Genomic DNA, 26,139 nt, shown 5'->3' on the forward strand with positions numbered 1-26,139 from the left:
CCGCGGCGTCACCGCCGTGATCCGGGGCGGCCGCTCAGTCCAGGCGGGTCGGGGCGGGGTCCAGCGCGGCCGCGAGCTCCCGGGCCTTGAGGGCGCGGACCTCCGGGGCCACCGGGTGGCGCAGCTGCCGGTAGAGCAGGTCCCCCTCGAAGCGCGGGAAGACGTGCAGGTGGTAGTGCCACACGTGCTGGTTGCCGGCGGGCTCGTTGTGCTGGCGCGTGGAGATTCCCTCCGGGGCCCACGCACGCTTCATGGCCAGCGCCACCTGCTGGGCCATCAGGGCGATGCGCTGCAGCACGCGCGGGGGCAGGTCGTAGAGGTTCTCGTAGTGCTCGGCCGGGCAGACCATGGCGTGTCCCTCGTGCTCGCCGAACCCGTCCACGGCGATGAGCACGAGCAGGTCCTCGTCCTGGTAGACGGTGTCCCCGAGCTCGCAACGGTTGCCCGGGTCGGAGACGTCGCCGGCTGCGAGCCCGCAGAACGGGCAGACGTAGCCGTCCGGGGCGTGGGAGACCGGGGCGGGCGCGGTCACCGGTCCGGCCCCTCGTCGTCGTCCTCGGGGTCCTCGAAGGTCCACGCGAGCAGGTCCGTCAGGAACTCGCTGAAGGTGCCGCCCTCGTCCTGCCACTCGCCCTCGGGCGCGTCGGCACCGGCGGAGCGCCGCCACACCAGCGGGTCCGGCAACGCCAGGTTGTCCACCGGCAGGCCCCACACGACCGTCTCGTCCGCATCCTCCAGGAACATGAGGAAGCCGTCCCGCACCTCGAGGTCCTCGGGGTCCCACACGTAGTGGTCCGTCTCCATGAGGTCGCCGCAGTTGCCCAGGGCGAGGTAGAACTCGCGGAGAGCAGCCGGGATCATGAGCCCGGCGCCGAGCTGCTCCGCCGCGGGGGACTGGGCCAGCCGGGCGTCGACGTCGGCGGGGGCGAGGCCGTCGTCCTCGGCCCAGGCGTCGCCCAGCAGGTCCGGGACGAGCCGCTGGAAGGCCGGGAGGTACACGGGGGCGGGGGGCTTGGCGGGCATGCCGCCAGTCTAGGTGTTGTGGGTCATGAGGTTCTTGCCACGAGGCGCCGGCTGAGATGAGACGAGTGGGCCTCTCCCGCAGGATGGAAGTTCCTCAACAACCCACCTGCCAGAAGAGACCCACTCATGACTCACGCTAACGCACCCCTGACCCCCACCGGCCGACTCAGGATGGTCCACCGCCACCTGCACGACGGGATCCCGCAGGCACACGTGGCCGCCGAGTTCCGGGTGAGCCGGCCCACGGTGGCCACCTGGGTCGCCCGCTACCGCGCCCAGGGAGAAGCCGGCCTTCAGGACCTGCCCAGCCGGCCGCACCGTTCACCTGCCCAGCTCGATCCGGTCCTGGTCGCCCGGATCCACGCCCTGCGGCGGGAGCGCAAGTGGTCCGCACGGCGCATCCATCACCACCTCGTCTCCGAGGGCCACCGGGTGTGTCTTCGTACCGTGGGACGGTGGCTGCACCGACTCGGGATCTCCCGCCTACGGGACCTGACCCCGGCCGGAGAAGACCTGCGCCAACGACCCCAGAAGATCACCGCCCGCGGCCCGGGGCACATGGTGCACCTGGATGTGAAGAAGATCGGGAAGATCCCAGACGGGGGCGGCTGGCGTGCTCACGGACGTGACAGTGAAGCAGGCCGTGCTTCCAAGCGCGGGCCTGGCCGGCGGGTCGGCTACACCTACCTGCACTCGGCGATCGACGGGTACACCCGCCTGGCGTACACCGAGGCGTTGGAGGACGAGAAGGCGGTGACCACGATCGGGTTCTTCTGCCGGGCCCGCGCGTTCTTCGCCGCCCACGGCATCACCGTGGACCGGGTGGTCACGGACAACGGGAACAACTACCGGGCCGTGGACTTCACCGCCAAGGTGGTCTCGCTCGGGGGCCGGCACCACCGGATCCGCCCCTACACCCCGCGCCATAACGGGAAGGTCGAACGGTACAACCGGCTGATGGTCGATGAGGTCCTCTACGCCCGCCCGTATACCTCAGAGACAGCTCGGCGTGAGGCGCTGGCCGTGTGGGTGAACCACTACAACTACCATCGGCCTCATACCTCCTGCGGGGACGCCCCTCCGGCCTCGTTGGCCCCGGCCCGAGTCAACAACGTCATGCCCTCCTACATCTAGGCGTGCGCGCCCTGCCCGGCCCGGACCGCCCGACGCTGCAGGCGGGAGGCGTTCAGCTGGTCGAGGGTGAAGACCGCCAGCGAGAGCCAGATGAGCCCGAAGCCCGCCCAGCGGGCCGCGGGCATCTGCTCGCCGAGGACCGTGACCGCCACGAGGAACTGCAGGATGGGCGCCGTGTACTGCAGCATCCCGAGCGTGGTCAGCGTCAGGGAGCGGGCCGCCGCCGAGAACAGGATGAGCGGAACGGCGGTGAGCACGCCGAGCCCGGCCATGAGCCAGAAGTGGCCGGGCCCCTCGGTGACGGTGGTGAGCAGCCCGGCCTGCGCCAGCAGCACGCTGCCCACCACGAACACGGGGATCAGCACCACGGTCTCGGCGGTCATCGCGGTCACCGCGTGCACGGGGGAGGGGAAGCGCTTCTTCACGAAGCCGTAGAGCCCGAACGAGGTGGCCAGCCCGAGCGCGATCCACGGCACCTGCCCCATCGCCGCGGACATCACGACGACGGCGGCCACCGCGATCCCGACGGCCACCCACTGGCCCCGCCGCAGCCGCTCCCCGAGGAAGAGCACGCCGAGCAGGACATTCACCAGCGGGTTCATGAAGTAGCCCAGCGACGCCTGGAGCACGTTGCCCGTGGTGACCGAGACCGCGTACAGCAGCCAGTTCACCGCGATGATCCCGGCGGCCAGACCCGTGGTGCCCCAGCGGCCGGGCGTGGCCAGCGCCGTCCCCAGCTCGCGCAGGCGGCGCATCACGGTCAGCAGCAGCAGGCAGAAGATCAGGGCGAAGCCGATGCGCACCACCACGATCTCCAGGGCCCCGGCGGGCGCGAGCACCGCCATGTAGAGCGGCAGCAGGCCCCACACGAAGTAGGCGGTGAAGCCGAGGGCCAGCCCACGCGGGTCATCGGCCGGGGCGGGGGAGACGGTGGGCAGGGCGCCGGTGTCGGGGGCGGCGCCGTCGGGGGTCACGCCGGGCCGGACAGCGGGGGAGGAGGGGCTCACGCGGACCACTGTACGGTCCGGGTGAGCACTCTCACCCAGGTTCCTCCCGGTCACGGCGGTAGACTGGGGGGTCGATCCCGCGCGCCGGTGCCGGGCCTTGCCCCGCGCTCCGCCGGCGTGCCCCGCCGTCGTCGAAAAGGACCCACCCACCGTGACCGTTCGCCCTGACCGCCCGTTGCGCATCGCCATCATCGGTGCCGGACCCGCCGGGGTGTACACGGCGGACATCCTGACCAAGGAGGAACGGGACTTCCGGGTCAGCATCGACCTGTTCGACCGGTACCCGGCCCCGTTCGGCCTCATCCGCTACGGGGTGGCCCCGGACCATCCGCGCATCAAGGGCATCGTCACCGCCCTGCACAAGGTCATGGACCGCGGGGACATCCGTTTCCTCGGGAACGTGGACTACGGCACGGACCTGAGCCTGGCGGATCTGCGTCGGCATTACGACGCGATCGTGTTCTCCACCGGGGCCGTGCGGGACGCGGCCCTGGACGTTCCCGGGGTGGAGTTGGCCGGCTCGTTCGGTGGCGCCGACTTCGCGTCCTGGTATGACGGGCACCCGGATGTGCCGCGGCACTGGCCGTTGGAGGCCACGCAGGTGGCGGTGATCGGCAACGGGAACGTGGCCCTGGATGTGGCCCGGATCCTGTCCAAGCATGCCGAGGACCTGCTGCCCACCGAGATCCCGGACAACGTGTACCGGGACCTGGCCGCCTCCCCGGTCACGGATGTGCACGTGTTCGGCCGGCGCGGGCCGGCGCAGGTGAAGTTCACCCCGCTGGAGCTGCGGGAGCTGGCGCACTCCCGGGATGTGGACATCGTGTTGTACGAGGAGGACTTCGACTTCGATGAGGCCTCGGAGAAGGCGATCGAGGAGAACAACCAGGTCCGCACCATGGTGGGGACGCTGACGAACTGGCTCATGGAGCAGGAGGACCGTCAGCAGAGCGCCTCGCGTCGGCTGCACCTGCATTTCCTCCAGGCCCCCGAGGAGTTCCTGGACGAGGACGGCGACGGCCGGGTGGACGGCCTGCGGATGCGCCGAATGGAGCTGGACGGTTCCGGTGGGGTCCGCCCGACGGACGAGACCGTGGACTACCCGGTGCAGGCGATCTACCGGGCGGTGGGCTACTTCGGTTCGCCCGTGGAGGGGGTGGAGTTCGATGAGGTGCGCGGGGTGATCCCGAACGCGCAGGGCCGGGTGCTCGACGCGGACGGTGCCCCCGTGCCGGGCCTGTACGCCTCGGGGTGGATCAAGCGGGGCCCGGTGGGCCTGATCGGGCACACCAAGGGTGACTCCCTGGAGACGATCAAGCATCTGATCGAGGACGAGCCGGGGCTGTGGACGGCCCAGGAGCCCTCCGAGGAGTCGGTGATCGAGCTGCTCGAGTCCCGTGAGGTGCCGTACACCACGTGGGCCGGCTGGCATGCTCTGGATGACCACGAGAAGTCCTTGGGTGCGCAGGCGACGGAGGCCGGTCCGGTGGCGCGGGAGCGGGTGAAGGTCGTGGACCGGGAGGAGATGACCCGCATCTCCCGCGACGGGGCCTCCGTCCCGACCGCCTGATCCGGGGCGGGCCCTGGCCGCCCCGGCGCTAGGCTTCCGGGGTGGCCCGCCTCCTCGTCGACATCACCCCGCTGCGGGTCTCACCCGCCTACCGGCGGCTGTGGCTCGGCAACACGCTCGCGTACGTGGGCACGCAGCTCACGCTCGTGGCGGTGTCCCTCGAGGTGTTCGCCCTGACCGGCTCCTCGTTCGCGGTGGGCCTGCTCGGCCTCGCCGCGCTCGTGCCGCTCGTGGTCGCGGGCCTGTACGGCGGCGCGATCGCGGACCGGCACGACCGCCGCCGCGTCGCACTGACCTCGTCGGCCGTCATGTGGCTGACCACGGTCGGCATCGCCGCGCAGGCCTGGGCCGGGCTCGAGTCGGTGCCGGTGCTGTACGCCCTCGTGGCCCTGCACTCCGGCGCGTCCGGCATCAACCAGCCCACCCGCGGCGCGATCATCCCCGCGCTCGTGGGCCTGCCGCTCGTGCCGGCGGCGAACGCGCTGAACATGATGACGTTCTCCGTGGCCCTGATGGTCGGCCCCGTGCTGGGCGGCGTGCTCGTGGCGGCGGTCGGCTACGCGTGGACCTACTCGATCGACGTCGTCACCTTCCTCGCCGCCCTGTACGCCGTGTGGCGGCTGCCGTCCCTGCCGCCGCAGCGGGGCGAGGCCGCGGCCGCCTCGGGGACGCGCGGGGGCCTGGCCTCGGTGGTCGAGGGCCTGCGCTTCCTCGGCTCGCGACCGAACCTGCGGATGACCTTCCTCGCGGACATCGTGGCCATGACGACGGCGTTCCCGCGCGCCCTGCTGCCCGCCATCGGCGCCGTGGTGCTCGGCGGCGGTGAGGCCGCCGTCGGCGTGCTGCTGGCCGCGATGGCGGCGGGCGCGTTCCTCGCGGGGCTGTTCTCCGCGCCGTTCACACGCCTGCATGCGCAGGGCTGGGGCGTGTACGTCTCGATCCTCGTGTGGGGCGCGGCGGTGGCCGCGTTCGGCGGCGTGGTGTGGTGGGCGCAGTCCCTGCCCGACGGCGATCCCCGCCTCACGCTCGCGTTCGCCCTCGCCGCGCTGTGCATGGCGGTGGGCGGGGCCGCGGATTCGCTCTCCGGCGTCTTCCGCGGCTCGATCCTGCAGTCCGCGACCCCGGACCACCTGCGCGGCCGGCTGCAGGGCGTGTTCGTCGTCGTGGTGGCGGGCGGGCCGCGCCTGGGCGAGCTGCTCACCGGCGGCGCCTCCGTGGGCCTGGGGGAGGGGCCGACCCTGCTGGCCGGCGGTGTGCTGTGCATGCTCGGCGTGACCGCGCTGATGCGGTGGGAGCCCGGCTTCCTGCGCTACGACGCGCGGAACCCCACACCCTGAGCGGGCGCGGGGTTCCGTGGCGGGAGGCTGCGAGCCCGCGACCGCCGAGGAGCGCCGAGCCAGACGTTTTTGCCCGTGAGCCAGATGATTCTGCTGCAGATCGGGCCGCGAAACCGCCGAAACGTCTGGCTCGCGGCAGCCTGAGCCGCCGTCCACGGGAGCCACCACGACGACGGCGGCCGGCGGGTCAGCGGTCGCGGTCGGCCTGGAGCGTGGCCGGCACCGCGCCGCCCAGGCGCGTCCAGTGGCGGACGAGGTCCTCGTCCGGGGCCGCCTGGAGCGTCTCGCGGGCCGCCTCCTCCGCCTTCTTGATGCGGCGCTCCAGATCCTGGTCCGCGCCCTCGTAGGCGGCCGCGTGCCGGTGGGAGCGCAGCGATCCGACGTCCTCCGTGCGACGCTCCACCACCGCGAGCTGCTCGGCGATCGCGTCCTGGTTGGCGCGCTGGGCCTTCAGGTTCGCGGGGGCGAGCACCTGGGCCACGAACCCGTGGTCGAGGAGGAGGCCCCGCGGGGCGGCGACGCCGTGACGCAGCGCGAGGTCCACATGGTCGTCGAAGGTCAGGAGCATGGCGGCCTTGGTGAACTTCAGGTCGTCGACCGGGCGGCCGTCCACGCGGGCCCGGGCCCGCGCCCGGCCGATCGTGGTGTCGGCGGACCACACGGCCCCGCGAGGGTCGATCAGGTACAGCATGGGGACTCCTGGTGGGATCGGAGGGGAGGCGGCGTGCGGATCAGCGGAAGTTCACGAACTGCAGGTCCGCGTCCTCGAAGTCCTTGAGCATCGCGATGACCGACTGCAGGTCGTCGCGGGACTTGGAGGACACGCGCAGCTCGTCCCCCTGGATCTGGGCCTTGACGGACTTGGGGCCCTCGTCGCGGATCAGCTTGGTGATCTTCTTCGCGGTGGGCTGGTCGATGCCCTCCTTCATGGTCGCCTCGATGCGGTACTCCTTGCCGGAGGCGAACGGGGCGCCGGCGTCGAGGGACTTGAGGGAGATGCCGCGCTTGACGAGCTTGGACTCGAACACGTCCTTGACGGCCTTGACGCGCTCCTCGGAGGAGGCCTTCATGAGGATCTTCTCGCCGGAGAAGTCGATCTCGGCGCCGACGCCCTTGAAGTCGTAGCGCTGGGCGATCTCCTTCTGCGCCTGGTTCAGGGCGTTGGACACCTCCTGGCTGTCCACCTTGCTGACGACGTCGAACGTGGAATCGCTGGCCACGGGTGCTCTCCTTCAGGGTCTGCGGACGGGGCGCGCCCGTCGTCGACGGCCACTGCGGGGCCGCGCGGAGCGCTCTGCGGGCCAGCCTACCGGGGACGACGGACGCGGTCCCGGGCCGATTGGCGGCGTGGCGCGGAGATGCTGTACAGTGGACTCTCGCCCGACCGGTGCGGTCGTCCTCGAGACGTCCGGCAGCCGCCGGGTGGCACGGCAGATTTCCCGAGCGGCCAAAGGGGGCTGACTGTAAATCAGCTGGCACTGCCTTCACTGGTTCGAATCCAGTATCTGCCACCGGAACGAAGACCCCGGGACCGTACGGTCCCGGGGTCTTCTGCCGTCCGGGGCCGTGGCACACCCCGCGTCCCCGCCCCGGGAGGTGGCGGCCTCCCGCCAGGCGACGTAGCCTGCCTGTGGTCCGTGTCACACCCGATGCCCTCCGCGGTCCGGCGGCGGCACGGCCGTGCATCGTGACGCCGTGCGGCGTCGCCCGACCGTCCGCGAGGAGCGCCCGATGACCGAGTCCACCGCCCCCGAGTCCTTCACCCAGGGACCGACCGACGTCGAGCTGCTCGAGCAGACCCTGGCCCAGAACCTCGACGACACCGCCCGCCGGTTCGCCGACCGCGCCGCCCTCCTGGAGTGTGGACCGGACGGGGACCCGGCCACCGGACGCACCTGGACCTACGGGCAGCTGCGGGAGGAGTCCGTGACGGTGGCCAAGGCGCTCATGGCTGCGGGCTACGAGGCGGGGGACCGGATCGGGATGTGGAGCCCCAACGTCGCCGAGTGGGTCTCGCTGCTCTACGGCGCGGCACGCGCCGGCGTCATCCTCGTGAACCTCAACCCGGCGTACCGCGCCCACGAGCTGACGTACGTGGTCGAGCAGTGCGACATGCGCGGGCTGGTGGTGGCCTGCGCGGACGCACGCATGGACCCGCCCGCCACCGCGCGGGCCGTGGCCCGTGAGTCGGCGCCGCACCTGCGGCAGCTGATCATGCTGCCGGCCGGGAGCGGCGAGGACGCCTACGCCCACGTGCAGGACGGTGACGTGGCCGGCCGGCACGCCGCCGATCCCGTGGCCGAGGGCACGTGGGCCGCCTTCCTGGCCGGGGCCGCGCGGGTCTCGGACGAGGACCTGGCCGCGCGCGAGGCCGCCACCCGGCCGGCGGACCCCGTGAACCTGCAGTACACCTCGGGCACCACCGGCTTCCCCAAGGGCGTCACGCTGACGCATCGCAACGTGCTGAACAACGGCTTCCACATCGGCGAGCTGCTGGGCTACACGGAGGAGGACACCGTGGTGATCCCGGTGCCGTTCTTCCACTGCTTCGGCATGGTGATCGGCGTGATCGCCACCGTCTCCCATGGCTCGCTCGCCGTCATCCCGGCGCGCAGCTTCGAGCCGGTCTCGGCGCTGCGGGCCGTGGCCGCCACCGGCGCGACGAGCCTGTACGGCGTGCCGGCGATGTTCATCGCCATGCTCGCCCGGCCCGAGGCGGACGAGCTGGACCTGTCCACGCTGCGCACCGGCGTGATGGCCGGCTCGACGTGCCCTGTCGAGGTGATGAAGAAGGTCATCGACCGGTTCCACATGTCCGAGGTCGCCATCTGCTACGGCATGACGGAGACCGCGCCCGTGTCCACCATGACCCGCCGCGACGACTCCCTACAGGTGCGCACCCAGACCGTCGGCCGGACCATGCCCCACGTGGAGACGAAGATCGTGGACCCCGCCACCGGTGACGTCGTCCCGCGCGGGGCCACGGGCGAGCTGTGCACCCGCGGCTACTCCGTGATGCTCGGCTACTGGGACGCCCCCGAGAAGACCGCCGAGGTGCTGGACGCCGACGGCTGGATGCACTCCGGCGACCTCGCCTCCATGGACGAGGACGGCTCGGTGCGCATCGAGGGCCGCATCAAGGACCTCGTGATCCGCGGCGGCGAGAACATCTCCCCGCGCGAGGTGGAGGAGTTCCTCTACACCCACCCGGACATCCAGGACGTCCAGGTGGTGGGCGTGCCGGACGAGAAGTACGGCGAGCAGCTCATGGCCTGCATGATCATGAAGGACGGTGTCGAGCCGCTCACGGTGGACGCCGTCCGCGAGTTCGCCGCGGGCCGGATCGCGCACTTCAAGATCCCGGCCTACGTCCGCGTGCTCGACGCCTTCCCCATGACCGTCTCCGGCAAGGTCCGCAAGGTCGAGCTGCGCGAGGAGGGCGCGAAGGTCGTCCAGGCCCAGGCCCAGGCCCACGCCCACGCCCAGGGTGCGGGCTGACGACGACCGTCACCCTCAGGCGGCGGGCAGCGGGAACACGTCCCAGATGGTGCAGACCGCCTCGGGGGCGGCGCCCAGGATCGCGGCACGGTACGTGGTCGACCACTCCCGCGGGTCGGCGTCGCGCAGGCGCCACGTGCCGTCCGTGAGCACCGCGTCCACGAACGCGGAGGTGTCGGCGGGGCTGCCGTCCTCGTGGACCAGGGGGCCGCGACGCAGGGCCTCACCCAGGTCGCCCGCTCGGCCGACGGCGTAGAGCGCGGTCTCGTCCGTGTCCAGCACGAGGCCGCAGTCCTCCTCGAAGGCGGTGATCCAGGCCATCGCGTGCCGCATGGCCTCGTCCGGGTCGGGGTGGCGGGTCACGATGAGCACGGAGCCGCGCTCGCCTGGACGCAGGGAGCCGGGCGTGCCGGGGCCGTGCGGGTCGGGCTCGCGCGGGGCGGCGGCGGTGTGCGGGCGGGGCTCGAAGGCGGTGGTCATGGCGGTCTCCTCCCGGGTGGGGACTCATCAGGGTCCCGGCGGCGCCGCGCCGGTCGGAGCGGCATCGCCCACGCTAGGAACCCGGGGCGGGCGGCCGGCCGGACCCGGCCGGGGCTGGGGAGGACACGCCGGGAGCAGCGGCCTGTGCAGGAGCGAAGGGGCCGCCCGAACGCGCCGGCACGGCCTCGGCCGGCCCGGCGTCGCGTCAGTGGGCGCGGTGGTCGGCCGGGGCGAGCTTGGGCCCGAACGCCTGCTTGCGCTCTCCGGAGAGCCCGATCATCCGCACCACCCGCTGCCGGTGTCCGGCCCACGGCGCGAGCAGGCGGAGCATCCCGGCGTCGTCGGTCCGGCGTCCCGTGAGGACCTGCCCCACGTACTGCGCCAGGTGGTAGTCGCCCACGGAGACGAGGTCCGCCGCCCCGTGGCTGCGCTGCAGCGCCTCGGCCGTGGTCCACGGCCCGATCCCGGGCACCGATTCCAGGCGCCGGGCCAGCGCAGCCACCCCGGCCGTGTCCCCGGGGGCGACCGCGTCGCCGAGCCGGTCGATGCTCGCGGCCCGCCGGGCGACCTCCAGCATGGTCCGTGACTGGGAGGGCTGCACCCAGGCCCGCGCATGCCAGTCCCACGAGGGGATCCGCAGGACGGCGGCCGGGGTCGGCGGCGGCAGCATCCCCGGCGGCACCGGGCCGGGGGCGGGCCCGTCTCCGTCGATCCGGGCGGCCAGCCGCACGAGGGTGCGCCAGCCGTGCCGCGCCTGGTCATGGGTGACCTTCTGCTCGAGCACGGCGGTGAGCAGCTGCCGGGACAGCGCGCCCGCCGCCGGCAGCCGCAGCCCGGCCCGCGTCCGCCGCGCCTCGCGCACGTGCCGCGGCAGCGCGGGCGCACCGGAGTCCGCCCGCAGCAGGGCGTCGAAGGCGGCCCAGCCGTCGTCGTGCAGGCCGAGCAGGCGCTCCACGCCGGCGACGGCGGCGCTCGCGCCCGCGCCCCACGCGCGGGCCGTCACGGCGGTGCCACCCCCTGCGGCCTCCCGGACGCCGGAGACCAGCAACGACGTCGGCCGGCCCGGCCCGCCCGACGCCGCGTCCGGGGCGGGGGAGCGCAGAGTGAGCCAGACGCCCTGCGGTGTGGCGCGGACCGTGGGGTCGGCCGCACCGCGTTGCAGGGGGCGCAGGGTGAGCGCGACGTCCACGGGGACGGGCACGCGTACGCGGCGCTCGGCGTCCGGGGCGGTCATGCCCGCACCGTACACCCGGGCCCGGACAGGACGACGTCGGCCGTGACGGCGCGCACGCCGGGCGTTGCCCCGCGTGTCCGGAGCCCTCCTTCGGCGTCCGGCCCCTGGCGTAGCGTGGGGTGCGTGACTGAACAGACCCCCGCGCCCACCCCTGCGCAGCCCATGCAGTACGCCGAGAACGTCCTCGAGCTGATCGGGCACACCCCGCTCGTGAAGCTGCACTCCGTGACGGAGGGCATCGAGGCCACCGTGCTGGTGAAGGTCGAGTACCTGAACCCCGGCGGCTCCGTGAAGGACCGCATCGCGCTGAAGATGATCGAGGAGGCCGAGCGCGAGGGCCTGCTCGGCCCGGGCGGCACCGTCGTGGAGCCCACCTCGGGCAACACGGGCGTGGGGCTGGCCCTGGTCTCGCAGCTCAAGGGCTACCGCACCGTGTTCGTCACCCCGGACAAGGTGGGTCAGGAGAAGCGGGACGTGCTCAGCGCGTACGGCGCCGAGCTCGTCGTCACGCCCACCGCCGTGGACCCGACGTCCGAGGAGTCCTACTACGGGGTCGCCGACCGCCTCGTGCGGGAGATCCCCGGGGCCTACCAGCCCAACCAGTTCTTCAACCCCGCCGCCCCGGCCTCCCACTACGAGACCACCGGCCCCGAGATCTGGGAGGACACGGCCGGCCGCGTCACCCACGTCGTGATGGGCGCCGGCACGGGCGGCACCATCACGGGCACCGGCCGCTACCTCAAGGAGGTCTCGGCGGACCGCCCGTCCGGTCCCGTCCGCGTGATCGGCGCGGACCCCAGCGGCTCGGTGTACTCCGGCGGCGCCGGCCGGCCCTACTTCGTCGAGGGCGTCGGCGAGGACATGTGGGTGGACAACTACGACCCCGCGGTCCCGGACGAGGTCATCGCCGTCGAGGACGCCGAGGCCCTGGCCATGACCCGCCGCCTCGCCGCCGAGGAGGGCCTGCTCGTGGGCGGCTCCTCCGGTCTGGCCGTCGTCGCCGGCCTGCGCGCCGCGCGCGAGCTCGGCCCGGAGGACGTCATGGTGATCGTGCTGCCCGACTCGGGCCGCGGCTACCTCGCCAAGATCTTCAACGACCCGTGGATGGACGAGCGCGGCTTCGACTACGACGTCCGCGAGACCGTGCTGCCGGCGTGGGCGCGCGGGCGCACCCGCTCGGCGGTCCCGCAGACGGACGACGACGGCGCCACGGGGGCCGCCGGCGGGGCCGGCACGCCCGTCGAGGCGCTCGAGCACGCCGACGCCGAGCCGGCGACCCGCGCGGGCACCCCCGCCGAGGCCGACCGCTGGTCCGCGACGGCGGGGGAGCTGCTGACCGAGAAGGCCGACCTGTTCCCCGGCTCCGTGCCCACCCTCGTCACCGCGGCCCCGACCACCTCGGTGGCGGACGCCGTCGCGACCATGAACCGGTACGGCGTGGACGCGCTGCCCGTGATCCTCGAGCCCCGGCACGACCTGCGGATCGGCGAGGTCCGCGGCACCGTCTCCTCCGCCGCGCTCGCGGACGCCCTCGCCGCGGGGCGGGCCACCGCGCAGACCCCCGTGGCCGACGTCATGGGCCCCGTGTTGCCCTGCCTGGGGGCGCGCACCCCGCTGCGCGCCGTCGCCCGCCGCCTCGCCCAGGACCCCGTGCTGCTGGTGCTCGAGGCCGGCCGCGTCCAGGGCGTCGTCACCCTGCACGACGTCCTCGCCCACGTCACCGCCTGAGGCCGGCCGCACCGGCCGCGCCCGCCCCACCCGACCCGATCTCTCCGAGGAGGCTCCCGAGATGACCGAGCAGAACGTCCACGAGGACCCGCACGCCACCACCCCCGACACCGGCGCCGAAGACGCCGCCGCCCACCCCCAGGGGGGAGGCTTCGGCACGCGCGCCGTGCACGCGGGCCAGCACCTGGACGAGGTGTTCGGCGCCGTCGTCCCGCCGATCCACCTCTCGAGCACGTACGCGCCCACGGCCGTCGGCGAGCTGCGGCGCGGCTACGACTACGGCCGCGGCACCAACCCCACCCGGGACGCCCTGCAGGAGCAGCTGGCCGCGCTCGAGGCCGGCGTCGACGAGTCCGGCGCGCCCCGGGCCACCGGCCTCACGTTCGCCTCCGGCCTGGCCGCGGAGACCGCGCTGATCATGGGCGCGGGCCGGCCGGGCATGACGATCGTGCTCGGCAACGACGTGTACGGCGGCTCCTACCGCCTCATCTCCCGCGTGCTCGCCCCGTGGGGCGTGGAGCACGTCGTCGTGGACATGGGGGACGCCGAGCAGGTCGCCGCCGCCGTCGAGCGCGCCGCCGCCACGGGGCCGGTCATGGTGTGGCTGGAGACCCCGTCCAACCCGATGATGAAGATCTCCGACGTCGCCGCGGTCGCCGAGGCGGCCCACGCGCACGGCGCGCTGCTCGTGGTGGACAACACCTTCGCGACGCCGTACCTGCAGTCCCCCATCGCCCTCGGCGCGGACGTGGTGGTGCACTCCACCACGAAGTACATCGGCGGCCACTCGGACGTGATCGGCGGGGCGCTCGTGATCCCGGACGCCGCACTCGCCGAACAGGTGAAGTTCCAGCAGTTCGCGGCGGGGGCCGTGAACGGGCCCATGGACGCGTACCTGACCACGCGCGGCCTCAAGACGCTCGGGGTGCGCATGGACCGCCACCAGGCCAACGCCCAGGCCGTCGCCGAGTGGCTCACCGGCCGCGCCGAGGTCTCCCAGGTGCTCTACCCGGGGCTGCCGGACCACCCCGGCCATGACCTCGCGCAGCGCCAGATGCGCGGTTTCGGCGGCATGGTCTCGCTGCGCCTGTCCGGCGGCGCCGCGGCGGCCCGCCGCGTGGCCGAGTCGACCCGCCTGTTCCAGCTCGCCGAGTCCCTGGGCGGCATCGAGTCGCTGATGAACTACCCGGCGGAGATGACCCACGCCTCCGTGGCCGGCACCGAGCTGGCCGTGCCGGACGACCTGCTGCGCCTGTCGGTGGGCATCGAGGACGCCGAGGACCTCGTGGCGGACCTGGAGCGGGCTCTGGGCAGCCTCTGACCCGCCGACGTCCGCCAGAGGTCTAGCGCACGGGTGGGGAGCACCCGGCGGCGTAGTGTGACGGGCATGACCCTCACCGCCTTCGTCAACGCCCATGTCGTCCCCATCGCCGCCGAGCCGTTCGACGGCACCCTGCTCGTCGAGGACGGCCGCATCACCGCGCTCGGCCCCGACGTCGAGGCGCCCGACGGCGCCGAGGTGGTGGACTGCGAGGGGCGCTGGCTGCTGCCCGGCTTCGTGGACGCCCACGTCCACCTCGGCATGCACGCCGAGGGCGAGGTCGGTGCGACCGCGGACGTCAACGAGATGACGGACCCGGTGATGGCCGGGGTGCGGGCGATCGACGCCGTCGACCCGAACGAGCCGGGCTGGAAGGACGCCCTGGCCGGCGGGGTGACCACCGTGAACGTGAACCCCGGCTCGGGCAACCCGATCGGCGGCCAGGCGGTGGCGCTGCACACCCACGGACGCACCGTGGACGAGATGGTGCTGCGCAGTCCCTCGGGCGTGAAGTCCGCCCTCGGCGAGAACCCCAAGAACGTCTACAAGGAGAAGGGCCGCACCCCGTCCACGCGGCTGGGCACCGCCCTCGTGATCCGCGAGGCGTTCCTGCGGGCGCAGGGCTACATGGCCCGCCGCGCGGAGGCCGAGCGCGAGGACAAGCCCTTCACCCGCGACCCCCACCTCGACGCCCTCGCCCTCGTCCTGGAGCGCACGATCCCCTGGCGCCAGCACTGCCACCGCACCGACGACGTCGCCACCGCCCTGCGCCTGGCCGACGAGTTCGGCTACGACCTCGTCCTGGACCACGGCACCGAGGCGCACCCGCTGGCCGACCAGCTCGCGGCCCGCGGCGTGCCGGTGCTGATCGGCCCGCTGTTCACCACCAAGTCCAAGCCGGAGCTGCGGGGCCGCTCGATGCGCAACCCGGGCCGTCTGGCGCGGGCCGGCGTCGAGATCAGCATCATCACCGACCACCCGGTGGTGCCCATCGACTTCCTCGTCTACCAGGCGGCGCTGTCGGTGAAGGAGGGCCTGGACCGGGAGACCGCCCTGCGCGCCATCACCCTGCATCCCGCGCGCGTGCTCGGGCTGGACGACCGCATCGGCTCCCTCGAGGTGGGCAAGGATGCCGACCTGGTGCTCTGGTCCGGCGACCCGCTCGATGTCATGCAGCGGGCCCTGCGCGTGTGGATCGGCGGCCGTCAGGTCATGGAGTACGACCTCGCCACGGCCCGGCCCGTCGTCGCCTCCGCCCGTCCCGTGGAGGACTGAGCGGCGCCGCCGCCCGGCGGCGGGGGCGGGACGCGCGGGCTCAGCGCCGCACGCGCGAGCGCACGGGCGGCAGCCAGACGAGCGCGGCGCCCAGGAGCATCACGACGGCGAGGATGATCAGCAGGCCGTTGGCCCGCAGGAACGCGGGGGCGGCCAGCAGGACGGCGATGAACGTCAGGGTCCCGATCGCCGAACGACGGCGGCGCAGCAGACCGATCCAGCCCCACAGGGACGCCGCGGCCAGCAGGGCGACGGCGGTGCCCATCGTGAACTGCCCCGTCGCGCCGCCCAGCACGCCCACCGACTCCATGCCGGTGAGCGGATCGATGACGGGCTCGCCGCTGTCCTGTGCGCGGGCCCCGTTCCAGAGGAACGCGCCCGCGATGCCGACCAGCACCACGGTGACCGCGAGCCAGTAGAGGCGCGCGACCTTCAGGAGCGGGTGGACGAGGCCGGCATCGGACTCGGCCGCGTCCCGCGCGACCAGGTCGCGCTCGCGGTCCGCGCGGCGCCGTTCCAGGCGCTCCTCGTCCTCGGCGGTGAGGCGGGCGCGCTCGGCGCGCAGCCGTGCGTCGTCGGCCCGCTGATTCTCCCGGAAGGACTGGGCGGCACGGCCGGCGGCCCGGCCGAGCCCGCGGGCGAGGGGGCGGTCTTCGCTGTTCTGGGGCACCTGCCGAGCCTATCGCCCCGGCCGGTGCGCGGCCGGGGTGTCCGAGGGCACAGCCCGGCCCGGGATCCGGTGGCGTAGACTGGGCGGACCGGATCCGGTCTCTCCCCCTGTGATGAATGAGCGTGGACGCGTGTGCCACGCCGGACTGCAGATGTCTGTGCAGATGTGTGTGCGGGTCACGAACGTCGTGGCCCTCGGGGGCTGCCGGGTGGACGGAATCATCTGACCCAGCTGGCCCCTGCGCCCCACGACGTCGACCCGCGACCGACGTCCTCCGGCGTGCGCCCGCGCATCCCCACAGGAGGACCCATGTCCGACATCCTCGATCCCCAGACCACCGCCGAGGTCGCCCCCGAGCTCGCCGAGGCGGAGCAGGAGGCCACCGGGACCGTCCCGCAGGTCGACGCCGCCGAGCCCGCCGCCCCCGAGGCCCCGGCCGGGCCCGCCGGCCCCACCTTCCTGGACCTCGGCCTGGACGCCCGCGTGCTGGCCGCCGTCGAGGACCTGGGCTACACCCGCCCCTCGCCGATCCAGGAGGCGACCATCCCGCTGCTGCTGGACGGCCGCGACGTCGTGGGCCTGGCCCAGACCGGCACCGGCAAGACCGGCGCGTTCGCGCTGCCGGCCCTGTCCCGCCTCGCCGAGACCACGGACGTGACCGGGCGCGCGGACACCCCGCAGGTGCTCGCGCTCGCCCCGACCCGCGAGCTCGCCCTCCAGGTGGCCGACGCCTTCGACAGCTACGCCAAGCACCTCGACGACGTCTCCGTGCTCGCCGTCTACGGTGGCTCCCCGTACGGCCCGCAGCTGGCCGGACTGCGCCGGGGCGCGCAGGTCGTCGTCGGCACGCCGGGCCGCGTGATCGACCATCTCGAGCGCGGCTCGCTGGACCTCTCCGACCTGCAGACCCTCGTGCTGGACGAGGCGGACGAGATGCTGCGCATGGGCTTCGCGGAGGAGGTGGACCGCATCCTCGCCTCCACCCCGGACACGAAGCAGACCGCCCTGTTCTCCGCCACCATGCCCCCGGCCATCCGCCGCATCTCCGCCCAGTACCTGAACGCCCCGGAGGAGGTGGCCGTCGCCCGTCAGTCGACGACGTCCGCCACCATCCGCCAGCGCTACCTCCAGGTGGGCCACCAGTGGAAGTTCGAGGCCCTGAGCCGGATCCTCGAGACCGAGGAGCACGACGGCGTCATCGCCTTCGTGCGCACCCGTGCCGGCACCGAGGAGCTCGCCCAGAAGCTCACGCGCGCCGGGTTCAAGGCCGTGGCCATCTCCGGCGACATCGCCCAGAAGCAGCGCGAGAAGACCGTCGAGGACCTGAAGGCCGGCCGCGTGGACATCCTCGTGGCCACCGACGTCGCCGCCCGCGGCCTGGACGTCGAGCGCATCTCGCACGTGGTCAACTACGACATCCCGCAGGACGCCGAGTCCTACGTGCACCGCATCGGCCGCACCGGCCGCGCCGGCCGACAGGGCGACGCCGTGCTCTTCATGACCCCGCGTGAGCGCTTCCTGCTCAAGCAGATCGAGCGGACCACCCGCCAGCAGGTCGAGGAGATGGCCGTGCCCTCCGTCGCCGACGTCAACGCGGCCCGCAAGCGCCGCTTCGCCGACGGCATCACCCGCACCCTCGAGCGCGCCTCGGAGGAGGAGCTGGCGGTGTTCGGTGAGATCGTCGCCGCGTACGTCGACGAGCACGAGGCCGAGCCGGCGCGCGTGGCCGCCGCACTGGGCATGATGGCCCAGGGCGGCCGCCCGCTGCTGGCCCGCGAGCAGGAGATCCCGTTCGGCGGCGCCCGCGGCCGCAAGGACCGCGACGGCGGCCGCGAGGGTGGGCGCGACGGCGGCCGTGAGCGCGGCACGAGTGACGGCCGCGGCTCGCGTGGCCCGGCCCGGGAGCCCGCGGCCGGCAACGCGACGTACTGGATCGCCGTCGGCCACCAGGACCGCGTGCGGCCGGGCAACATCGTGGGCGCGCTGGCGAACGAGGTGGGCCTGCCCGCCTCCGCCATCGGCGCGATCGACCTGCGCGGCAACCACTCGCTCGTCGAGCTGCCGGCGGACCTGACCTCGGCCCAGCTCGAGGCCGCGGCCAACGCGGAGATCAACGGCCGTCGCCTCGGCCTGCGCAAGGACACCGGTCGCCCGACCCGCGCCGAGCGCGACGGCGAGGACCGCGGCGGCTTCCGCAAGGACCGCGGCGAGCGCGGCGAGCGCGGCGGCTTCCGCGGGGACCGCGACGGCGGCCAGCGCGGCGGGTACCGCAAGGACCGGGACGACCGCGGCTCCCGCGAGGATCGTGGCGGCTTCCGCAAGGACCGGGACGACCGCAGCTTCCGTGGCGACCGCAGGGGACGCCCCGGCGGCCGCAAGCCCCGCTGGGGCGCCCAGGAGCGCTCGGATCGGGGCGCCCGCCGCTGATTCCGCCGGGGTGCCGACCCCGCCGGAGGCCGTGACCGGGGCCGATTTTGCATCGGCCCCGGGGCCCTGGTAGAGTCTCACCTCGTTGCCCCGATAGCTCAGTGGTAGAGCGCCATCTTGGTAAGATGGAGGTCCCGGGATCGATTCCCGGTCGGGGCTCTGACATGAGAGCCCGCCCTCGCGGCGTGAAAACCGTGAGTGCGGGCGTTCTCGTGTCGTGGCGGCGTAGCTCAGCTGGTTAGAGCGCACGACTCATAATCGTGAGGTCGGGGGATCGAGTCCCCCCGCCGCTACGGAATCGGACGGACCCGGTCACCTCCTCGGAGGGGCCGGGTCCTTTCGCGTTCCGGGGCCCGTCCGTCGCCCCGGTAGCCTGGCGGGCATGTCCACGCGTCGCCCCGCCCACCAGCCCACCCGCGGCACCGCCGCGCCCCGCGGCTTCGTCTCCCCGTGGGAGCACGGCTCCCGGCTGTACCGGACCCTCGTGCTGACCGGCTCCGCGCTGTTCCTCGTGGGCATCGTGCTGGCGGTCGTCGGCGGCACCACCGGACGCCTCGCCGTCTCCGGGACCGCCCTGGGCGTGCTCGGCGCGGGCGTCGCCGTTCACCTGTCCGCTCAGCTCGTGCGCTTCCGCCAGGCCGCCCGCCGGCAGGGGGAGCGGCGCCCCGGCCGTTAGGCTGGACGGCAGTCGAGAACCGTCCCGCAGGAGGCCCGAGTTGAGCGTGAACCCCGACGTCGCCGGGCGGAGCTATCCGCCCGCGCCCCCCTTCCAGGTCGGTCGTGAGGCGGTCCGCGGCTTCGCCGAGGCCGTGCAGGCCCAGCATCCCGCGCACCACGACGTCGCGGCCGCCCGGGCCCTGGGACACGCCGACCTGGTCGCCCCCCCGACCTTCGCCGTCGTCATCGCCCAGCGCGCCGAGGCCGCCGTCGTCGCCGATCCCGAGCTGGGCATCGACTTCTCGCGCGTGGTCCACGCGGACGAGCGCTTCGTCCACCACCGCCCGCTGGTGGCCGGGGACGAGGTCGTGGCGACCGTGCGGGTCGAGGCCGTGAAGTCCCTCGGCGGCAACCGCATGGTCACCACCGTCACAGAGATCGCGGATCTGGACGGCGCACCCGTCTCCACCGTCACGTCCACCCTGCTGGTCCGGGGAGAGGAGTCCTGATGAGCACCGCCCCCCGCCTGTCCGACCTCGCCCGGGGCGAGGTGGTCGGCACGCGCACCGTCACGTTCACCCGCGCTGACCTCGTCGCCTACGCGGGTGCCTCCGGCGACCGCAACCCGATCCACTGGTCCCCGACGTTCGCCGAGCACGTCGGCCTGCCCGGCGTCATCGCCCACGGGATGCTCACCATGGGCGCGGCCGTGCAGCTCGTCTCGGACTGGGCGGGCGACCCGGGCGCCGTCGTCGACTACCAGACCCGCTTCACCGGCATGGTGCCCGTCGCGGACACCACGGTCCGCACGGACGACGACGGCGCGCCCGTCCCCGGTGCCACGCTCGAGGTCGTCGGCACGGTCGGCGCCGTGGACGAGGCTGCCGGGACGGTGCGGATCGACCTGAACGTCACCAACCCGGACGCGGCGAAGCCGCGCGTGCTGACCAAGGCGCAGGCCGTGGTGCGCCTGGCCGACCCCGCGGGGGAGAGCGCGTGAGCGAGCGGCTGGCGGACCACACCACCACCCGCGTCGGCGGGCCCGCGCGCGCGTGGGTCACCGCGCGCACCGAGGCTGAGGCGATCGAGGCCGTGCGCGCCGCCGACGCGGCGGGCGAGCCCCTGTTCGTCCTCGGCGGCGGTTCCAACACCCTCATGGCGGACTCCGGCTTCCCCGGCACCGTCGTGCGGCTGGCCTTCGAGGGCATCGGGGTGCTGGACGGGCCGGTGCCCGGCGAGGGTGAGGCGCCGCCCGTCGGCGACGGGGCCCGGCTCGCGGACCACGAGGGGGAGGCCGTCGTCGTGCGGGTCGCGGCGGGCCATCCGTGGGACGACGCCGTCGCATGGACCGTGGCGCACGGGCTCGGCGGGATCGAGGCGCTCTCGGGCATCCCGGGCTCGGCCGGCGCGACGCCCGTGCAGAACGTCGGCGCGTACGGCGCGGACGTCTCGCAGGTGCTCGTCGCCCTGCGCGCGTGGGACCGGGAGGCGGGCGACGTCGTCGAGCTGACGCCCGCGGACCTGCGCTTCGGCTACCGCGACTCCGTGATCAAGCGCTCCATGCTGGAGACCGGCGCGCCGAGTCCCCGGTGGATCGTGCTCTCGATCGACCTGCGGCTGCGTCGCGCCTCCTCCGACGCCGAGCCGACGGCGCCGGTCCGCTACGGGCAGCTGGCGGCCGCGCTCGACGTCGAGGAGGGCGCCCATGCCCCGCTCGCGGTGGTCCGCCGCGAGGTGCTGGCCCTGCGCGCCGCCAAGGGGATGGTGTCCGATCCGGCGGACCCGGACACGTGGTCCACGGGCAGCTACTTCACAAACCCGATCGTGCCCGCGTCCGTGCGGGCCTCCCTGCCCGACGGCGCCCCGGCGTTCGCCGCCGGCCAGGCCGAGGACGGGACGCCGCTCGTGAAGCTCTCGGCGGCCTGGCTGATCGATCGCGCGGGCTTCGCGAAGGGCTTCGGGCTGCCCGAGGTCGCCCCCCGCGAGGGCGGGCCGGACGGCCGCGGAGCCGACGGCACCGGCCTGGCCGGGGGCCGCGCGTCGGTGTCCACGAAGCACACCCTCGCCATGACCAACCGCGGCGACGCGACCACCGAGGACGTCCTGACGGTCGCGCGCACCGTGCGCGACGGCGTGCGCGAACGCTTCGGCGTCGAGCTGCACCCCGAGCCGATGATCATCGGCACCAGCCTCTGACCCCTCACTTTCGTTCGGGAAACGGCGCCCTCAGGAGTGCTTTCGTTCGGGAAACGGCGCCCCTTGGCGGGGCGGGCGCCGTTTCCCGAACGACAACGACCGAACACCCGCCGTTTCCCGAACGAAAACGGGGGCCGGGGGCGGGGGGCCGGGTACGGGGGCCGGGGCTGGGCCGGGTGCGCGCCGCCGCGCCGGCGTCGCGGCTCAGAGGTTGCCGGTGGCGATCATCAGCATGCGGCGCACGGGCTCGGCCGCACCCCACAGCAGCTGGTCGCCGACGGTGAACGCCGACAGGTACTCGGGACCCATGTTGAGCTTGCGCAGCCGGCCGACGGGGATCTGCAGGGTGCCGGTCGCGGCGATCGGGGTCAGGTCGGTGACCGTGGCCTCCTTGGTGTTCGGCACCACCTGCACCCACTCGTTGTCCGCGGCGATGATCTGCTCGACCTCGTCCAGCGGCACGTCCCGGGTGAGCTTGAGGGTGAGGGCCTGCGAGTGGGAGCGCATGGCGCCGATCCGCACGCACAGCGAGTCGAACGGGATCCGGTCCGCCCCGGTCAGTCCGAGCACCTTGTTGGTCTCGTCGTAGGCCTTGCGCTCCTCGCGGGAGACGCCGTCGCCCAGGTCGGAGTCGATCCAGGGGATCAGCGAGCCGCCCAGCGGCACGCCGAACTGCGTCGAGTCCAGGCCGTCGCGCTGCAGCTCGATCACCTTGCGGTCGATCTCGAGGATCGCCGACGCCGGATCGGCCAGCTCGGCCCGCACCGCGCCGCCCAGCTCGGCGTACTGGATGAGCAGCTCGCGCATGTGCCGGGCACCGCCGCCGGAGGCCGCCTGGTAGGTCATGGCGGTGCCCCACTCGACCAGGCCCGCCTTGAACAGGCCACCGAGGCCCATGAGCATGCAGGAGACGGTGCAGTTGCCGCCGATGAAGTCCTTCGTCCCGTTCGCCAGGGCGGCGTCGATCACGCCGCGGTTCACGGGGTCCAGTGCGATCACGGAGGTGTCCGCCATGCGCAGGGTGGAGGCGGCGTCGATCCAGATGCCGTCCCAGCCGGCGGCGCGCAGCTTCGGGTACACGGCCTGCGTGTAGTCCCCGCCCTGCGCGGTGAGGATCACGGGCAGGGCCTTGAGCGCGTCCACGTCGTACGCGTCCTGGAGCACGCCCGGGTCACCGGCCATGCCCTCGAGCACGGGCGCGGGACCGCCGGCGTTGGACGTGGAGAAGAAGACGGGATGGATACGGGCGAAGTCGCCCTCCTCGGCCATGCGCTGCAGGAGGACGGACCCCACCATGCCGCGCCAGCCGACCAGGCCCACGGTGGGCACGGCGGCCGCGTCGGGGGCGTTCACAGATGCGGGGGCAGCGGAAGTCATGCCCTCCAGGCTAGCGGCCCTGCTGCGCGCGCTTCCGCTTGTTCCACGCGATGAAACCGCCCACGGCGAACACCTGGGTCAGCACGAGCAGGAACACCAGCCCGGCGATGGTCTTGCCCTGCAGCACGAGGATCAGCCCGAACACGGCGCACACGAACGCCAGCACGGGCAGGACGACGAGCGCGAGGAACGAGACCGCCTGCGGGGAGAGCAGACGCTGGTCGGAGTCGGTCGGGGCCATGTCAGTCGCGTTCCCATCGTTCGAAGCGGTGGCGCGGGCCGGAGGCGGAGTCCAGCCACGCGTCGGGGGCGGGCTCGACGGCGGTGCGCCGCCAGCGGGCGTCGAGCAGCGGGGCGTGCGTGTCGCCGTCGACGTCGGCGTCGATCACGGTCACCTCGGCGCGCGAGGCCACGTCGAGGGCCTGCTCGTAGAGCGTCGCCCCGCCGATCACCCACACGGTGTCACAGCCGTCGGCCTCGGCCGCGGCGGCCAGGGCCGCCCCGAAGTCCGGCACGACGACGGCGCCCGCGGCCCGCAGCTCCGCGCCGGCCTCCTCGGTGGCCGTCAGGGTGCGGGAGACCACGATGTTCGTGCGCCCGGGCAGCGGGCGGAAGCGCGCCGGGAACGACTCCCACGTGCGCCGGCCCATGATCACGGGGTGGCCGTGCGTGTGGGCCCGGAAGTGCGCGAGGTCCTCCGGGACGTGCCACGGCATGGTGCCGTCGCGACCGATGACGCGCTCGGGGGTCTGGGCCCAGATCATGGCGATCACGGGCTCGGTGGGACGGGTGGCCCGGCTCATGGGGTCGCTGCGCATCCTCGGCTCAGACGGCGATCGGCGCCGTGATGGTGGGGTGGTGACGGTAGTCGAGGACCTCGAAGTCCTCGTAGTCGTAGTCGAAGATCGACGCGGGGGTGCGCCGCAGCCGCAGCCGCGGGTACGGGTACGGCTCGCGGGAGAGCTGCTCGCGCACCTGCTCCTCGTGGTTCGCGTAGATGTGCACGTCCCCGCCGGTCCACACGAACTCGCCGGGAGTCAGCCCGGTCTGCTGCGCGACCATCACCGTGAGCAGCGCGTACGAGGCGATGTTGAACGGCACGCCGAGGAACAGGTCCGCCGAGCGCTGGTAGAGCTGGCATGAGAGCCGCCCGGGGGCGCCGTCCTGACCGGGGGAGACGTAGAACTGGAACAGCGCGTGGCACGGCGGCAACGCCATCTCGTCCACCTCGGCGGGGTTCCACGCGGTGACGATGTGCCGGCGCGAGTCGGGGTTCGTCCGGATCTGCTCCACGACCTTGGCGATCTGGTCGATGTGGCCCCCGTCCGGGGTGGGCCACGAGCGCCACTGCACGCCGTAGACGGGGCCGAGCTCGCCGTCCTCGTCCGCCCACTCGTTCCAGATCCGCACGCCGCGCTCCTGGAGCCACCGCACGTTCGAGTCCCCGCGCAGGAACCACAGCAGCTCGAGCGCGACCGACTTGAAGTGCACGCGCTTGGTCGTGATCAGCGGGAAGGACTCGGCCAGGTCGAAGCGCAGCTGGCGGCCGAACACGCTGCGCGTGCCCGTGCCGGTCCGGTCCGTCTTGACGGCCCCGTGGGCCATCACGTCGGCGAGGAGGTCCTCGTAGGGGGTGGGGATGCTCACCCGGCCCACTCTAGCGATCCGAGCGGACGCGCTGAGCGTCGTCGACGGCCCGGCGGAGGCGGGTACCGGCAGGGCAGGGCCCCGCCCCCGGTCAGCCGTGGAAGACCATGTCCTGGTACTCGGGGTAGCGGCGCAGGTAGTCCTCCACGTAGGAGCACTCGGGCACGATCCGGTCACCCTCCGCGCGCAGCCGGTCCAGGACCATGGTCACGAGGGCGCGGGCATAACCGCGGCGGCCGAACTGCTCGTCGATGATGGTGTGCTGCAGGCGCAGGACCACGGTGTCCTCGCCGTCCGCGCCGCGCACGGTCTCCTGGTCGTAGCCGAGGAACCCGATGAAGGTCCCGTCCTGGCGCAGCTCGAAGCGCTGACGGTCCGGGTCCCGGGTCACCGTGAGGCGCTCGTGGACGATCTTCTCGGGCTGGCTCTGGGCGGCGGTGTTCTCCATGACCCGAGCCTAGGGCCGGGGGCGGGCCCGCTCAACGGTGGCCCGGTCGTGCGGGCCGAGGCCGGCGCGGGCGGCTCAGTCGTCCCAGGGGTCGTAGACCTCGACGGCCACCACGTCGCCGTCGAGGTCGAGCGCGCGGTGCGCCACCAGCACAGCGCCGGGCCGCAGCCACGGATCCTCGGTCGGCAGGGCCCGCAGCACGCGGTCCGCCTGGCCGGCGGCCGCGTCCTCGACCACCTCGAACAGGGTCGGCAGCACCGGCCGGTGCGTGCACACGACCAGCGGCCGGGAGCGGCCCATGAGCTCGGCCATCACCTTGCGGGTCTTCTTGGGCTTCTCCCGGGCCGTGGTCTCCGTGAACGCGCCCTTGGTCTTCAGCGGCAGCCGGCTGGACTTCACGAGCGGGGCCAGCGTCTCCACGCAGCGGCGCCACGGGGAGGAGACCAGCCGCTCCGGCCGCCAGGCCGACACGAGGCCCTCGACGGCGAGCGCCTGCCGCCGGCCCGTCGCCGCCAGCGGGCGCTCCTGCTCGGCGCGGGACCACGAGGAGCGGGGCTTGGCCTTGGCGTGGCGCAGCACCAGCAGCGGCACGGTCCGCAGGCGCCCCCGGGAGGCGGCACGCAGCAGCAGGTCGAGCGGTTCGTGATCCGAGTCGTTCGTCAGCAGCCGCCGGGCCTCGTCCGGCCCGACCCAGCGGACCTCGTCCACCTCGTCGCCGTCGGGGAGGGCGCGCTGGCCGTCGACCTCGGCGGCCCAGTACCAGACCTCCTTGCTCTGACGTGCGCCCCGCTTGCCGGGCACCTCGTACGCCGTCACGCACAGCGGGATGCCCGGCCGCAGCTCGAGGCCGACCTCCTCGCGCAGCTCGCGCACCGCGCACTCCGGCAGGGTCTCACCCGGATCGAGCTTGCCCTTGGGCCACGACCAGTCGTCGTAGCGGGGCCGGTGGATCACCATCACCTCGAGGCCGCCGGGCACGCGGCGCCACGGCAGCATGCCGGCGGCCAGCACCTCGGCGCGGGGGCCTTCCGAGACACGGTCCTCCGTGGACCAGCGGGCGACGCGGTCGGCGTGGGACGAGGGCATGGGGCGGGTTCCTCTCGGGGTGCG

The 26,139-nt window shown here is 73.6% G+C and carries 26 protein-coding genes and 3 tRNA genes; 15 read left to right on the plus strand and 14 right to left on the minus strand.

Translation table 11 applies throughout. From position 1 onward, the window contains the following. Positions 1 to 34 precede the first annotated feature (34 nt). On the minus strand, positions 35 to 532 hold the full coding sequence (locus HDA34_RS09505) for an HIT family protein (RefSeq protein WP_036318075.1): 498 nt from the start codon (positions 530 to 532) through the stop codon (positions 35 to 37). After that, positions 529 to 1,023: a hypothetical protein gene (locus HDA34_RS09510; RefSeq protein ID WP_041104945.1), complete on the minus strand. Its 495-nt coding sequence runs from the start codon at positions 1,021 to 1,023 to the stop codon at positions 529 to 531. The genes HDA34_RS09505 and HDA34_RS09510 overlap by 4 nt, the downstream gene beginning before the upstream one ends. Positions 1,024 to 1,149: 126 nt before the next feature. Between HDA34_RS09510 and HDA34_RS09515 the strand changes: the two genes are divergently transcribed. Then, entirely contained in the window at positions 1,150 to 2,157 is a 1,008-nt protein-coding gene (locus tag HDA34_RS09515; protein ID WP_101967401.1) for an IS481 family transposase, read from the plus strand. On the opposite strand, the gene rarD is transcribed toward HDA34_RS09515, so the two are convergent. After that, on the minus strand, positions 2,154 to 3,173 hold the full coding sequence (gene rarD / locus HDA34_RS09520; RefSeq protein ID WP_044659539.1) for an EamA family transporter RarD: 1,020 nt from the start codon (positions 3,171 to 3,173) through the stop codon (positions 2,154 to 2,156). The genes HDA34_RS09515 and rarD overlap by 4 nt on opposite strands. A 142-nt stretch (positions 3,174 to 3,315) precedes the next feature. On the opposite strand from rarD, the gene HDA34_RS09525 reads away from it, so the two are divergent. After that, positions 3,316 to 4,734, plus strand: coding sequence for an FAD-dependent oxidoreductase (locus HDA34_RS09525; RefSeq protein WP_044659540.1), 1,419 nt, complete (start codon positions 3,316 to 3,318; stop codon positions 4,732 to 4,734). A 41-nt stretch (positions 4,735 to 4,775) separates the two neighbouring features. Further along, positions 4,776 to 6,071, plus strand: coding sequence for an MFS transporter (locus HDA34_RS09530; protein WP_044659541.1), 1,296 nt, complete (start codon positions 4,776 to 4,778; stop codon positions 6,069 to 6,071). A 187-nt stretch (positions 6,072 to 6,258) separates the two neighbouring features. On the opposite strand, the gene HDA34_RS09535 is transcribed toward HDA34_RS09530, so the two are convergent. Together HDA34_RS09535 and HDA34_RS09540 are read right to left on the minus strand one after the other, a co-directional pair. Then, positions 6,259 to 6,762: a hypothetical protein gene (locus HDA34_RS09535; protein WP_134377084.1), complete on the minus strand. Its 504-nt coding sequence runs from the start codon at positions 6,760 to 6,762 to the stop codon at positions 6,259 to 6,261. A 40-nt stretch (positions 6,763 to 6,802) separates the two neighbouring features. Then, the gene (locus HDA34_RS09540) at positions 6,803 to 7,291 is read right to left on the minus strand and encodes a YajQ family cyclic di-GMP-binding protein (protein ID WP_002856881.1); all 489 of its coding nucleotides are present in this window, start codon (positions 7,289 to 7,291) and stop codon (positions 6,803 to 6,805) included. Between the two features lie 209 nt (positions 7,292 to 7,500). On the opposite strand from HDA34_RS09540, the gene HDA34_RS09545 reads away from it, so the two are divergent. Next, positions 7,501 to 7,582 (plus strand) — tRNA-Tyr (locus tag HDA34_RS09545). Between the two features lie 220 nt (positions 7,583 to 7,802). Then, a complete protein-coding gene (locus HDA34_RS09550; protein ID WP_134377083.1) occupies positions 7,803 to 9,569 on the plus strand; it encodes an AMP-binding protein in 1,767 nt (588 codons plus the stop codon). A gap of 15 nt (positions 9,570 to 9,584) precedes the next feature. Here the strand turns inward: HDA34_RS09550 and HDA34_RS09555 are convergent, their stop codons facing one another. Together HDA34_RS09555 and HDA34_RS09560 are read right to left on the minus strand one after the other, a co-directional pair. Beyond that, positions 9,585 to 10,049, minus strand: a complete 465-nt coding sequence (locus HDA34_RS09555; protein ID WP_134377082.1) for a hypothetical protein — start codon at positions 10,047 to 10,049, stop codon at positions 9,585 to 9,587. Between the two features lie 205 nt (positions 10,050 to 10,254). Beyond that, positions 10,255 to 11,283, minus strand: a complete 1,029-nt coding sequence (locus HDA34_RS09560) for a DNA-3-methyladenine glycosylase family protein (protein WP_134377081.1) — start codon at positions 11,281 to 11,283, stop codon at positions 10,255 to 10,257. A gap of 162 nt (positions 11,284 to 11,445) precedes the next feature. Between HDA34_RS09560 and HDA34_RS09565 the strand changes: the two genes are divergently transcribed. From HDA34_RS09565 to HDA34_RS09575, 3 genes are all read left to right on the plus strand, one after another. Next, positions 11,446 to 13,011: a pyridoxal-phosphate dependent enzyme gene (locus HDA34_RS09565; RefSeq protein WP_134377087.1), complete on the plus strand. Its 1,566-nt coding sequence runs from the start codon at positions 11,446 to 11,448 to the stop codon at positions 13,009 to 13,011. 61 nt (positions 13,012 to 13,072) lie between these two features. Continuing rightward, a complete protein-coding gene (locus HDA34_RS09570; protein WP_082067610.1) occupies positions 13,073 to 14,332 on the plus strand; it encodes a cystathionine gamma-synthase in 1,260 nt (419 codons plus the stop codon). Positions 14,333 to 14,398: 66 nt separating this feature from the next. Continuing rightward, positions 14,399 to 15,607, plus strand: coding sequence for an amidohydrolase (locus HDA34_RS09575; RefSeq protein ID WP_044659544.1), 1,209 nt, complete (start codon positions 14,399 to 14,401; stop codon positions 15,605 to 15,607). Positions 15,608 to 15,647: 40 nt separating this feature from the next. Here the strand turns inward: HDA34_RS09575 and HDA34_RS09580 are convergent, their stop codons facing one another. Further along, positions 15,648 to 16,277: a hypothetical protein gene (locus HDA34_RS09580; protein ID WP_044659545.1), complete on the minus strand. Its 630-nt coding sequence runs from the start codon at positions 16,275 to 16,277 to the stop codon at positions 15,648 to 15,650. A 309-nt stretch (positions 16,278 to 16,586) separates the two neighbouring features. Between HDA34_RS09580 and HDA34_RS09585 the strand changes: the two genes are divergently transcribed. From HDA34_RS09585 to HDA34_RS09615, 7 genes are all read left to right on the plus strand, one after another. Then, positions 16,587 to 18,704 carry a DEAD/DEAH box helicase gene (locus tag HDA34_RS09585; protein WP_044659546.1) on the plus strand — a complete coding sequence of 706 codons (2,118 nt, stop codon included), beginning with the start codon at positions 16,587 to 16,589 and terminating at the stop codon, positions 18,702 to 18,704. Between the two features lie 87 nt (positions 18,705 to 18,791). After that, positions 18,792 to 18,863: transfer RNA gene (locus HDA34_RS09590), tRNA-Thr, on the plus strand. A gap of 60 nt (positions 18,864 to 18,923) precedes the next feature. After that, positions 18,924 to 18,997: transfer RNA gene (locus HDA34_RS09595), tRNA-Met, on the plus strand. Positions 18,998 to 19,086: 89 nt separating this feature from the next. Then, entirely contained in the window at positions 19,087 to 19,380 is a 294-nt protein-coding gene (locus tag HDA34_RS09600) for a hypothetical protein (protein WP_041103577.1), read from the plus strand. Between the two features lie 40 nt (positions 19,381 to 19,420). Continuing rightward, the gene (locus HDA34_RS09605) at positions 19,421 to 19,870 is read left to right on the plus strand and encodes an FAS1-like dehydratase domain-containing protein (RefSeq protein ID WP_002854745.1); all 450 of its coding nucleotides are present in this window, start codon (positions 19,421 to 19,423) and stop codon (positions 19,868 to 19,870) included. Next, positions 19,870 to 20,361, plus strand: a complete 492-nt coding sequence (locus tag HDA34_RS09610) for a MaoC/PaaZ C-terminal domain-containing protein (RefSeq protein WP_044659547.1) — start codon at positions 19,870 to 19,872, stop codon at positions 20,359 to 20,361. Before HDA34_RS09605 ends, HDA34_RS09610 begins: the two co-directional genes overlap by 1 nt. After that, a complete protein-coding gene (locus tag HDA34_RS09615) occupies positions 20,358 to 21,557 on the plus strand; it encodes a UDP-N-acetylmuramate dehydrogenase (RefSeq protein WP_044659548.1) in 1,200 nt (399 codons plus the stop codon). Before HDA34_RS09610 ends, HDA34_RS09615 begins: the two co-directional genes overlap by 4 nt. Before the next feature lie 204 nt (positions 21,558 to 21,761). On the opposite strand, the gene asd is transcribed toward HDA34_RS09615, so the two are convergent. From asd to HDA34_RS09645, 6 genes are all read right to left on the minus strand, one after another. Beyond that, entirely contained in the window at positions 21,762 to 22,934 is a 1,173-nt protein-coding gene (asd, locus tag HDA34_RS09620) for an aspartate-semialdehyde dehydrogenase (RefSeq protein WP_044659549.1), read from the minus strand. A gap of 10 nt (positions 22,935 to 22,944) precedes the next feature. Continuing rightward, positions 22,945 to 23,175 (minus strand): NF038396 family protein, encoded by a 231-nt coding sequence (locus HDA34_RS09625; RefSeq protein ID WP_044659550.1) that lies wholly within the window; start codon positions 23,173 to 23,175, stop codon positions 22,945 to 22,947. A 1-nt stretch (position 23,176) separates the two neighbouring features. After that, the gene (locus tag HDA34_RS09630) at positions 23,177 to 23,737 is read right to left on the minus strand and encodes a dihydrofolate reductase (RefSeq protein ID WP_044659551.1); all 561 of its coding nucleotides are present in this window, start codon (positions 23,735 to 23,737) and stop codon (positions 23,177 to 23,179) included. 22 nt (positions 23,738 to 23,759) lie between these two features. Beyond that, on the minus strand, positions 23,760 to 24,590 hold the full coding sequence (locus tag HDA34_RS09635) for a thymidylate synthase (RefSeq protein WP_002854751.1): 831 nt from the start codon (positions 24,588 to 24,590) through the stop codon (positions 23,760 to 23,762). Positions 24,591 to 24,672: 82 nt separating this feature from the next. Next, complete coding sequence (locus tag HDA34_RS09640) at positions 24,673 to 25,029, minus strand: GNAT family N-acetyltransferase (RefSeq protein WP_041103569.1); 357 nt, start codon at positions 25,027 to 25,029, stop codon at positions 24,673 to 24,675. A gap of 75 nt (positions 25,030 to 25,104) precedes the next feature. Further along, entirely contained in the window at positions 25,105 to 26,115 is a 1,011-nt protein-coding gene (locus HDA34_RS09645; protein ID WP_041103568.1) for an NUDIX hydrolase, read from the minus strand. Positions 26,116 to 26,139 lie beyond the last annotated feature (24 nt).

It is taken from the genome of Micrococcus luteus, assembly GCF_014138885.1.
Lineage (GTDB): Bacteria > Actinomycetota > Actinomycetes > Actinomycetales > Micrococcaceae > Micrococcus > Micrococcus luteus.

Bases quoted from the DNA above. Each gene is read 5' to 3' on its own strand.
- HDA34_RS09570 (WP_082067610.1), top strand. From the start codon at position 13,073: ATGACCGAGCAGAACGTCCACGAGGACCCGCACGCCACCACCCCCGAC.
- HDA34_RS09555 (WP_134377082.1), bottom strand. From the start codon at position 10,049: ATGACCACCGCCTTCGAGCCCCGCCCGCACACCGCCGCCGCCCCGCGC.
- HDA34_RS09575 (WP_044659544.1), top strand. From the start codon at position 14,399: ATGACCCTCACCGCCTTCGTCAACGCCCATGTCGTCCCCATCGCCGCC.
- HDA34_RS09585 (WP_044659546.1), top strand. From the start codon at position 16,587: ATGTCCGACATCCTCGATCCCCAGACCACCGCCGAGGTCGCCCCCGAG.
- HDA34_RS09560 (WP_134377081.1), bottom strand. From the start codon at position 11,283: ATGACCGCCCCGGACGCCGAGCGCCGCGTACGCGTGCCCGTCCCCGTG.
- HDA34_RS09600 (WP_041103577.1), top strand. From the start codon at position 19,087: ATGTCCACGCGTCGCCCCGCCCACCAGCCCACCCGCGGCACCGCCGCG.
- HDA34_RS09610 (WP_044659547.1), top strand. From the start codon at position 19,870: ATGAGCACCGCCCCCCGCCTGTCCGACCTCGCCCGGGGCGAGGTGGTC.
- HDA34_RS09630 (WP_044659551.1), bottom strand. From the start codon at position 23,737: ATGAGCCGGGCCACCCGTCCCACCGAGCCCGTGATCGCCATGATCTGG.
- HDA34_RS09640 (WP_041103569.1), bottom strand. From the start codon at position 25,029: ATGGAGAACACCGCCGCCCAGAGCCAGCCCGAGAAGATCGTCCACGAG.
- HDA34_RS09625 (WP_044659550.1), bottom strand. From the start codon at position 23,175: ATGGCCCCGACCGACTCCGACCAGCGTCTGCTCTCCCCGCAGGCGGTC.
- HDA34_RS09550 (WP_134377083.1), top strand. From the start codon at position 7,803: ATGACCGAGTCCACCGCCCCCGAGTCCTTCACCCAGGGACCGACCGAC.
- HDA34_RS09510 (WP_041104945.1), bottom strand. From the start codon at position 1,023: ATGCCCGCCAAGCCCCCCGCCCCCGTGTACCTCCCGGCCTTCCAGCGG.
- HDA34_RS09565 (WP_134377087.1), top strand. From the start codon at position 11,446: ATGCAGTACGCCGAGAACGTCCTCGAGCTGATCGGGCACACCCCGCTC.
- HDA34_RS09535 (WP_134377084.1), bottom strand. From the start codon at position 6,762: ATGCTGTACCTGATCGACCCTCGCGGGGCCGTGTGGTCCGCCGACACC.
- HDA34_RS09515 (WP_101967401.1), top strand. From the start codon at position 1,150: ATGACTCACGCTAACGCACCCCTGACCCCCACCGGCCGACTCAGGATG.
- asd (WP_044659549.1), bottom strand. From the start codon at position 22,934: ATGACTTCCGCTGCCCCCGCATCTGTGAACGCCCCCGACGCGGCCGCC.
- HDA34_RS09645 (WP_041103568.1), bottom strand. From the start codon at position 26,115: ATGCCCTCGTCCCACGCCGACCGCGTCGCCCGCTGGTCCACGGAGGAC.